Below are 8,705 nucleotides of genomic sequence, written 5' to 3'. Positions count from 1 at the left end.
CCCACCGGCGCGCTTTACCCCCCCCGGCCCCCGCGGGGGGGGGGCCCCCCCCCCGGGGGGCCCCCCCCCCCCGCCGCCGACCACCAGAGCAAGGTGACCACCAGCGGGTTCTCAGCGGTTCCCTCGCGAGGACAGCTTTTTCCCTCGTGGCGGAGCCACTTGGGAAAAAGATCCCGCAGCGAGGGAACCGCTGAGGTTCCGCCACCCCAGTGCTGGGCAACAGAAGCAGCCACTCATGTCAGAATGCTGACATGAGTGGTTCCGGTGTTGAGCTGGAGACGTCCCTGGGCTACCTGCTCAAGGAGGTGTCGAGCACGCTCCGCGCCGCCATGGAGGAGGTGCTGCGGCCGCTCGGGATGACCGTCACGCACTACTCCTGCCTGGAGCTGCTGGCGCAACGGCCGGGCCTGTCCAACTCCGAGCTCGCGCGGGGCGCGTTCGTGACGCGGCAGTCGATGAACGTGCTGCTGCGGAACCTGGAGCGCGACGGCTACGTGACCAGGCCCGCCGAGGCGCCGGTCGGCAAGGCGCTGCCCGCGCGGCTCACGCCCAGCGGCCGGCGCAGCCTGGAGCAGGCCAGCGCGGCCGTCCGGGACGTCGAGCGCCGGATGCTCGGCGAGCTGACCGAAGCGGAGCAGGCTGAGGCGTTCCGGCTGCTCAAGGGCATGATCTACTCGCTGCGGGAGCGGTCCGGCTGACCGGTCGCCGGGCTCGTCCGGCTGTCCGGGGTTCGACCGGCTGGCCAGCTCGACCGGCTGTCCGGTCCGACTGGCTGTCCGGGTCCGTCCCTGCGGGCCGGTCAGCTCAGGACGATCGTCTCCACCGGCAGGCCGGGCGTGGCGGAGAGGTCCAGCGGGGACGGCTTCGCGCCCGCGGCCACCACGTGCGCGCCGAGCACAGCGATCATTGCGCCGTTGTCGGTGCACAGCCGGGGCCGCGGCACCCGCAGCTCGATCCCCGCCGCCGCGCACCGCTCCGCGGCCAGCGCGGACAGCCGCGAATTCGCCGCCACGCCACCGGAGATCACCAGCGTGCCCACCCCGAGGTCCTGCGCCGCGCGCACCGCCTTGAACGTGAGCACGTCCGCCACGGCCTCCTGGAACGAGGCGCACACGTCGGCGACCGGGATCTCCCGGCCCGCCCGCTGCTCGCCCTCGACCCAGCGGGCCACCGCGGTCTTCAGCCCGGAGAACGAGAAGTCGTGCCGCGCGTCCCGCGGACCGGTCAGCCCGCGCGGGAACGCGATCGCCTTCGAATTCCCCTGCTTGGCCAGCCCGTCGATCGGCGGCCCGCCCGGGTACGGCAGGTCGAGGATGCGGGCGACCTTGTCGTAGGCCTCCCCGGCGGCGTCGTCGATGGTGGAGCCGACCTGGGTGATCCGCTCCGCGATGCCCTCCACCAGCAGGAGCTGGCTGTGCCCGCCGGAGACCAGCAGCGCCAGGCAGCGCGGCGGCAGCGGACCGTGCTGCAGGGTGTCCACGGCGACGTGCCCGCCGAGGTGGTTCACCCCGTACAGCGGGACGTCCAGCGCCACCGAGTACGCCTTGGCGGCGGCGACGCCCACCATCAGCGCACCGGCCAGGCCGGGTCCCGCCGTCACCGCGATGGCGTCCACATCGGACAGTTCGAGCCCGGATTCGTCCAGCGCGCGGCGCATCGTGGGCGCCATCGCGGTCAGGTGCGCCCGGCTGGCGATCTCCGGCACGACGCCGCCGAAGCGGGCGTGCTCGTCGACGCTGGAGGCCACGGCGTCCGCGAGCAGCTCCACCGAGCCGTCCGCGCCGAGCCGCACCAGCCCGACCCCGGTCTCGTCGCAGGAGCTCTCGATGCCGAGCACGATCCGGTCGGTGGTGGTCATGACGCACCACCTCCCTCCGCAGTGGGGTCGGCCGCGGGCCTGCGCATCGTGTGCGCGTCCGCGCCCGAAGGCTGGTAGTAGCGCTTGCGCAGGCCGACGATCTCGAACCCGTTCTTCCGGTACAGCTCGATCGCCGGGTCGTTGTCGGTGCGCACTTCGAGGAACGTGGTGGCGCGGTGCTCGTCGGCGCGGGCCAGCAGCCGCAGCAGCAGCGCCCGTCCCACCCCGCGGCCCTGGTGCGCGGGATCGACGCCGATGGTGTGCACCTCCGCGTCCACCTCCGGTGGCCGTCCGGCCAGCGACAGCCCGGCGTAGCCGATCAGCTGCTCCGCCTCGTCGTAGGCGCCCAGGTAGTGGTGGCCGCGGTCCAGCTCGGCGGCGAACGACTCCAGCGACCACGGGTCGTCGCCGGGGAACAGCACCTGCTCCAGCTCGGCGCAGCGCTTCAGGTCGTTCCGCCGCAGCTTCGCGATGAACGGGGTGCTCATGACGCCGCCTCCGGGCTGACCTGCTTGCGCGGGCCGGGCGCGGTGGCGTCCGGACGGCGCAGGTACATCGGCACCAGCGGCAGCGGTTCCTCCCCGCTGTGCAGGTCGTGCCGCGCGGCCGCCACCAGGCCGGTGGGGGTGGGGTACTCGGTGTCGAGGACCGGCAGCCCGAACACGTCGCCGTGCGCCGAGGCCATCTCGCCCGCGGCGAAGTCCAGGTCCAGCTCGGCGATCTCCGCGGGCACGTCGGCCGGGCGGTGCACGTGCGGGCCGGTGAGGCGCTCCCGGTCCGGGCCGTAGGCCGCCCAGTACACCTCCTTGCGGCGCGCGTCCGTGGCGACCAGCAGCCGCATCCCGCCCGCGGCGGCGCCGGACACGGCGGCACCCGGCTCGCCGCCGCCGGCCCCCACGCCCTGCGCGGCGGCCGTCTCCGGAACCGCGGCGGCGATCGCGTCCAGGCTGCACACCGGGTGCACCGGGACGTCCAGGGCCTGCCCGAGCGCGGCGGCCGTCACCATGCCCGCCCGCAGCCCGGTGAACGGACCGGGCCCGGAGCCGACGACGATCGCGTCCGCGTCCGCCAGCCGGTGACCGGCCTCGGAGACCGCCGCCATCAGGTGCGGGGTGAGCAGTTCGCCGTGCGCCCGGGCGTTCACCGTCACGCGTTGTGCGAGGGGGCGGGGCCCGCCGCCGTCCAAGGCGACCAGCCCTGCGGTGACCGCGGGCGTCGAAGTGTCCAGCGCGATGACGAGCACAGCCGAAAAGGCTACGTCACCCCAGGTCACCGACGTGTCCCGGGTGCCGGGCGGCACCCCGGCCACGACGAACCCCGCGCACTCCGCTCGGGGTGAACGGACCGTTCGTCCAACCGGGCGGTCCGTGCACCCGGGGCGGGCAGGGTGAACGGACCGTTGGTCCAACGGGATGGGACGAACGGTCCGTTGATTCCCCGCTCAGCCGATGGCGCGACCCGCGTAGTCCGGCGCCCGCTCGGTGCGCTCGGCGATGCGCGCCGCGATCTCGTCCGGGAACGGGACCGAACGGCCCGCCGCCGAATCGACGTGCAGCGCCAGCAGCTCCTCGGTGGCCACCACCGTCCCGTCCACCACCATCTCGTGGCACAGCACCAGCTTCTTCGGCCCGCCGCCGACGATCCGCGAGGTCACCACGAGCTCCGCGTCGGGCCCGACTTCGCGCAGGTAGCGGACGTGCGCCTCCACGGTGTAGAGCGAGCGGCCGGTCTCCCGGTACGCGGCGTCCAGGCCGAGCCCGTCCATCACCGCGTCGGTGGCGAAGCCGAACACCAGCACGTAGTAGGCCTCGCTGAGGTGCCCGTTGTAGTCGATCCACTCGGGCCGCACCCGCTGCCGGAACTCGCTCACGCGCCACCGCCCCGGACGGCCCGCACCGCGCGCAGCACGGCGATGACCGCGCGGTCCCGGTCGGCGACCAGCTCGGCGATGCTGCGCCCGTCGGCGGTCTCCTCGCAGCCCTGCACCATCCGGTCCCGCAGCTCGGTGGTGAGCTCCGGTGCTTCCAGCCGCGTCCACGGCGACTTCAGCGACGGCCCGAAGTGGTCGAGCATGTGCGCCATGCCGCCTTCGCCACCCGCGAGGTGGAAGGTCAGGCAGGGCCCGAGGAACGGCCACCGCAGCCCGGGGCCTTCGGTGATGGAGGCGTCGATCTGCTCCACGGTCGCCTCGCCCTCGGCGACCATGTGCAGCGCCTCCCGCCACAGCGCCTCCTGCAGCCGGTTCGCGATGAACCCGGGCACCTCGCGGTCCATGGTGATCACCGATTTCCCGGCGACCTCGAAGAACCGGGACGCCCAGGTGACCGCCTCCGGGTCGGTGCGCTCGCCGCCGACGACCTCCACCAGCGGGATGAGGTACGGCGGGTTGAACGGGTGTCCGACCACGAGCCGTTCCGGGGTGGCGCAGCGCTGCTGCATCTCGGTCATGCCGTAGCCGGAGGTGGACGAGGACACCACGACGCCGGGCGGGGTGGCCGCGTCGATGCGGGCCAGCAGGTCCTGCTTGAGCTCCAGGTCCTCTGGGGCGCTCTCCTGCACGAACTCGGCGCCGGCGACCGCTTCCTCCAGGGTGGCGGTGACGGTGAGCGCGTCCCGGGACGCGCCCGGTGCCAGGCCCAGTTCGGTCAGCGCGGGCCATGCCGCGTCCACCAGCCGCCGCAGCTTCTCCGCCGCGTCCGGCGCCGGGTCCCACGCCGTCACCCGGTAACCGCGCGCCAGGAAGTGCGCCGCCCAGCCACCGCCGATCACGCCCGCGCCGATGCAGGCGACCTCGCGCACCGCTTCCGGTGCCACCGGGGCTGCCATCAGGAGGTCCGCCGCTTCAGGCCGAGCTTCGCGCGCGCCTGGTCGGGGGTGGCGATCCGCGCGCCCATGCCCTCGATGATCGTCACGGCGCGCTCGACGAGCTGCGCGTTGGTGGCCTTCACGCCCTTGCTCAGGTAGAGGTTGTCTTCCAGCCCGACGCGGACCTGGCCGCCGAGCAGCGCGGATTGCGCCACCCATGGCAGCTGGTTGCGGCCGATCGCGAAGCTCGCCCAGTTGGCGCCCTCCGGCAGCATGTTCACCATCGCCTGCAACACGCCCGGGTCGGCGGGGGCGCCGTACGGGATGCCGGTGCACAGCTGGAACAGCGGCGGCGGGTCGATGAGGCCTTCGTCGATGAGCTTGGTGGCGAACCACAGCTGCCCGGTGTCGAAGATCTCCAGCTCGGGCTTCACGCCGAGCTCCTGGATGCGCTTCGCGCCGGCCCGCAGCATGTCGGGCGTGCTGATGTAGAGCTGGCTGCCCTCGCCGAAGTTCAGCGAGCCGCAGTCCATGGTGCAGATGTCCGGCAGCAGCTCCTCGACGTGCGGCAGCCGGTCCAGGCCGTTGACCAGGTCGGTGCCGTCGACGGGCTTGAGCGGGTCGTCCGGATCGATCACCAGGTCGCCGCCCATCCCGGCGGTCAGGTTGATGACGACGTCCACACCGGACTCGCGGATGCGGCGCACGACCTCGCGGTAGAGCGGGACCTCGCGGGAGCCCTGGCCGGTCTCGACGTCGCGCACGTGGATGTGGACCACGGCGGCGCCCGCGTCGGCGGCCTGCACGGCGGACTCGGCGATCTGCTCGGGGGTCACCGGTACGTGTTCGCTGCGGCCGACGGTGTCGCCCGCTCCCGTCAACGCGGCGGTGATGATCACTTCCTCGTTCATGCGCCCTCCCTGTCGCGGTCGGCCCGGCGCGGGCCGCGGTGACGCTAGCAAGAGCGTTGCGAAATTCGCAATGCTCCGTCCGGGCAGAGCTGGGCTGGGAAGCGGAACGGTCAGTGCAGAGGCGGAAGTGCTGGTCGCGATCGCGGAAGAAACTGATCGTCGACTCAGTCGATCGCGGGGTCCGGCCGCCGTGCCTGTCACCCGGGCGAACCAGGGGAGCGGCGGGGAAGGCGGCGAGAGCGCGAACCCGGGGCAGGCCACGTGCAGGCGAACCGGGCAGGCCACCGTGCGGGGGAAGCACGACGGGACGAACCACGGGAGGGCGAACCAGGGGAACGCGAACTAGGGGAACGCGAACCCGGCGCGCCGCCCGCGCCGCATCACCGGCTGAACCAGAACGCCTTCGCCACGGCCAGGAACTCGCGCCGCGCACCCCGCGCCGACACCCGGCGCAACCCGTCCGCCGCCGCGTCGTGCCCCACCCCGTACGCGTCCATCCCGGCCCGGCGGCACAGCGCGATCGACCGGCGCAGGTGGAACTTCGAGGTCACCACGGTCACCGCGTGCAGCCCGAAGTCCGCGACCGCGCCGCGGCAGGACGCCCAGGTGTCCACACCGGACTCGTCCATCACCACCGCCCGCTCCGGAATCCCGTGGCGCAGCAGGAAGTCCCGCATCACGACCGGTTCGCTGTACCCGCGGGAGTGCGGGCTGCCGCTGACCAGGATCCACCGCACCCGGCCCGCCCGGTGCAGCTCCACCGCGACGGCGAGCCTGCCCTGCAGGATCCGGCTCGGCAGCCCGTCGCGGCGCACCCCGGCGCCCAGCACCAGCGCGACCTCGGCGGCGGGCACGTCGGCCACCGTCCGCACCCGGCCGCGGCTGCGCGCCAGCACCCACCACGACGGCAGCGCGGCCAGCACCACCGCGGCACCCGCCGCACCACACCATCGCCTGCGCACGGGGCAAGTGTGCCGTGCCGCGGCCCGGTCGCCGACAGCGGCCGAACGGGTGCCGCCCGGACCGCGCCGGACGGCACCCACGGCGGATCAGGCCTCGTGCAGCCTCGGTTCGCCGTCGGCGACGGTGAAGCTCCGCGCGGTGCTCGCCGCACCGCCCGGTTCCGTCACGTGCGGCACCGTCCGGAAGTCCGCCCGCAGCTCGTCCGCGCCGAACCGGGTGCGCACGTAGCCGCGGCGGTTCCGGTGGAACTTGATGTGCGGGTTCTCCGCCAGCACCGCCGACTTCGGGTCGTCGTCCCCGTCGCCGCCGCTGGTGATCGAGGTGGTGACCAGCTCGGTGCCGACGACCGCCGAGTCCGGGTCCTCGTGCGCGGCCTGCACCTCCGCGGCCCAGTGCCGGTGCACGTCGCCGGTCAGCACCACCGCGTTGCGCGCCTGCGCGAGCCCCGCGGCGATCCGGTCCCGGTTCGCCACGTACCCCGCCCACGAGTCGGTGCTGAACGCGACGCCCTCGTCCACGTCGTTGTCCAGCCGGGAGAAGAACACCTGCTGCCCCAGCACGTCCCAGCGCGCCTGCGAGGTGGCGAGCCCGTCCAGCAGCCAGCGCTCCTGCTCGGCGCCGGTGATCGTGCGGTCCGGTTCCAGCCGCTCCGCGCAGTCCACGTTCCCGGCGTCGTCGCAGGGCTGGTCGTCGCGGTACTGGCGGGTGTCGAGCATGTGGAACGTGGCCAGCGCGCCCCAGCCCAACCGGCGGTACAGCCGCATGTCGGCGCCGACGGGCTTGGCCGAGGAGCGCAGCGGCATGTTCTCGTAGTACGCCTGGAACGCGGCGGCGCGCCGGTCGAGGAAGTGCTCGTCGGGCGTCTCCGGCACGTCCCCGGCCCAGTTGTTCTCGGTCTCGTGGTCGTCCCACACGACGATCCACGGCGCGGTGGCGTGCGCGAGCTGCAGGTCGGCGTCGGTCTTGTACTGGGCGTGCCGCTGCCGGTAGTTCGCCAGCGTGCGGGTCTCCGGCCCGAGCACCCGCCGCACGTCGTCGTCCTCGGCGGCGTACTCGTACTGGTAGTCGCCGAGGTGCAGGATCAGCCCGGGCTGGTCCTCGGCCATCCGCCGGTAGGCGGTGAAGTGGCCCTGGCCGAAGTGCGCGCAGGACGCGAAGCACATGGTCAGCGGGTCGAGCGCGCCGGGCGCGGGGGCGGTGCGGGTGCGGCCGGCACGGGACACGGCGCCTTCGGCGCGGAACCGGTAGTAGTACTCGGCGCCGGGCCGCAGTCCTTCGAGCTCGACGTGCACGCTGTGGCCGAGCTCCGGTGCGGCCTGGGCCTGGCCGCGCCGCACGACGCGGCTGAACCGCTCGTTCTCGGCGACCTCCCACTGCACGTCGACGACCTTGTCGGGCATGCCGCCGCGGCCGTCGTCGGCGGTCGGGTCGGGGGCGAGCCTGGTCCAGAGCACGACGCCGTCCGGAACGGGGTCGCCGGAGGCGACGCCGAGGGTGAACGGGTCGCGGAGCGGGCGTCCGGTGCCCGCGCCGCGCAGCGGTAGCGGTCCGGCGAGGGCGGTTCCCGCGAGCGCGGTGCCGCCCAGCGCGGCCGCGCCGCCGAGCAGCACGGCGCGCCGGGACACGGATCGGGATGTGGTGGGGTCGGGCATTCGGGCGGTCCTCCCAGAGACCTCGGTGGTCGCCGCGGCCGACGTGCTCGGTGCACGTCGAAGCAGGCGTGCGCCCGCTTTCGGCTTCACTCGAACGGGTGGAAAGGTATCCGCGCCCGGTGGGCATCCGGTTAACTTCTGGCGAAGACGGGTTGTTGATCACCGCGACCGCGCCGCAGGGCCTTCCGCGAAGCGGGAGGAGCGATCAGCGCGGGCGCCAGCCGGACCGGCCGGGAGGCCCGGACGGGCCGGGTGGGCGAGAGGGGCGAGGGCGGCGTTCCCACGGACGGTTCGTGGGCTTCGTCGGAGCCATGCGGCAGAACCTAAGCCACAGCGCCTCGATGGTGTGAACCGCCCTCGGGTTCCGGTGACATTTCCCGCATGCCGATCTACCTGCGAAGATCGGCAGCATGGGCCGGGCGGGGGGGCCCCCCCCCCCCCGCCGCCGGGGCCCCCCCCCCCCCCGCGGCCCGGGCGGGGCACGCCCGGTCCGCCCCCGCCAGATCGGCCGCCCGG

Annotated in this window: 9 protein-coding genes; 1 reads left to right on the top strand and 8 read right to left on the bottom strand. The window is 73.9% G+C overall.

Annotation, left to right across the window (positions count from 1 at the left end):
* Positions 1-251: 251 nt before the first annotated feature.
* A complete protein-coding gene (locus LCD31_RS26215) occupies positions 252-698 on the top strand; it encodes a MarR family winged helix-turn-helix transcriptional regulator (protein ID WP_224962386.1) in 447 nt (148 codons plus the stop codon).
* 101 nt (positions 699-799) lie between these two features.
* Here the strand turns inward: LCD31_RS26215 and tsaD are convergent, their stop codons facing one another.
* The 8 genes from tsaD to LCD31_RS26175 form a co-directional block, all read right to left on the bottom strand.
* Complete coding sequence (gene tsaD / locus LCD31_RS26210) at positions 800-1,858, bottom strand: tRNA (adenosine(37)-N6)-threonylcarbamoyltransferase complex transferase subunit TsaD (RefSeq protein ID WP_224962384.1); 1,059 nt, start codon at positions 1,856-1,858, stop codon at positions 800-802.
* The gene (gene rimI, locus LCD31_RS26205; protein WP_224962382.1) at positions 1,855-2,346 is read right to left on the bottom strand and encodes a ribosomal protein S18-alanine N-acetyltransferase; all 492 of its coding nucleotides are present in this window, start codon (positions 2,344-2,346) and stop codon (positions 1,855-1,857) included. Before rimI ends, tsaD begins: the two co-directional genes overlap by 4 nt.
* Positions 2,343-3,101 (bottom strand): tRNA (adenosine(37)-N6)-threonylcarbamoyltransferase complex dimerization subunit type 1 TsaB, encoded by a 759-nt coding sequence (tsaB, locus tag LCD31_RS26200; RefSeq protein ID WP_224962380.1) that lies wholly within the window; start codon positions 3,099-3,101, stop codon positions 2,343-2,345. The genes rimI and tsaB overlap by 4 nt, the downstream gene beginning before the upstream one ends.
* A gap of 198 nt (positions 3,102-3,299) precedes the next feature.
* Positions 3,300-3,728: a thioesterase family protein gene (locus tag LCD31_RS26195; protein WP_224962378.1), complete on the bottom strand. Its 429-nt coding sequence runs from the start codon at positions 3,726-3,728 to the stop codon at positions 3,300-3,302.
* Positions 3,725-4,684 (bottom strand): 3-hydroxyacyl-CoA dehydrogenase NAD-binding domain-containing protein, encoded by a 960-nt coding sequence (locus tag LCD31_RS26190; RefSeq protein WP_224962376.1) that lies wholly within the window; start codon positions 4,682-4,684, stop codon positions 3,725-3,727. The genes LCD31_RS26195 and LCD31_RS26190 overlap by 4 nt, the downstream gene beginning before the upstream one ends.
* Complete coding sequence (locus LCD31_RS26185) at positions 4,684-5,574, bottom strand: 3-keto-5-aminohexanoate cleavage protein (RefSeq protein WP_224962374.1); 891 nt, start codon at positions 5,572-5,574, stop codon at positions 4,684-4,686. Before LCD31_RS26185 ends, LCD31_RS26190 begins: the two co-directional genes overlap by 1 nt.
* Positions 5,575-5,954: 380 nt before the next feature.
* Positions 5,955-6,536 (bottom strand): vancomycin high temperature exclusion protein, encoded by a 582-nt coding sequence (locus LCD31_RS26180; RefSeq protein WP_224962372.1) that lies wholly within the window; start codon positions 6,534-6,536, stop codon positions 5,955-5,957.
* A gap of 87 nt (positions 6,537-6,623) precedes the next feature.
* On the bottom strand, positions 6,624-8,189 hold the full coding sequence (locus tag LCD31_RS26175; RefSeq protein ID WP_224962370.1) for an alkaline phosphatase: 1,566 nt from the start codon (positions 8,187-8,189) through the stop codon (positions 6,624-6,626).
* Positions 8,190-8,705 lie beyond the last annotated feature (516 nt).

It is taken from the genome of Saccharopolyspora sp. 6M, assembly GCF_020176775.1.
Lineage (GTDB): Bacteria > Actinomycetota > Actinomycetes > Mycobacteriales > Pseudonocardiaceae > Saccharopolyspora_C > Saccharopolyspora_C gregorii.
The sequence above is the reverse complement of the archived record's forward strand: the minus strand, read 5'-3'. Positions and strand labels throughout refer to the sequence as shown.

Bases quoted from the DNA above. Each gene is read 5' to 3' on its own strand.
- LCD31_RS26185 (WP_224962374.1), bottom strand. From the start codon at position 5,574: ATGAACGAGGAAGTGATCATCACCGCCGCGTTGACGGGAGCGGGCGAC.
- LCD31_RS26190 (WP_224962376.1), bottom strand. From the start codon at position 4,684: ATGGCAGCCCCGGTGGCACCGGAAGCGGTGCGCGAGGTCGCCTGCATC.
- rimI (WP_224962382.1), bottom strand. From the start codon at position 2,346: ATGAGCACCCCGTTCATCGCGAAGCTGCGGCGGAACGACCTGAAGCGC.
- LCD31_RS26215 (WP_224962386.1), top strand. From the start codon at position 252: ATGAGTGGTTCCGGTGTTGAGCTGGAGACGTCCCTGGGCTACCTGCTC.
- LCD31_RS26175 (WP_224962370.1), bottom strand. From the start codon at position 8,189: ATGCCCGACCCCACCACATCCCGATCCGTGTCCCGGCGCGCCGTGCTG.
- tsaD (WP_224962384.1), bottom strand. From the start codon at position 1,858: ATGACCACCACCGACCGGATCGTGCTCGGCATCGAGAGCTCCTGCGAC.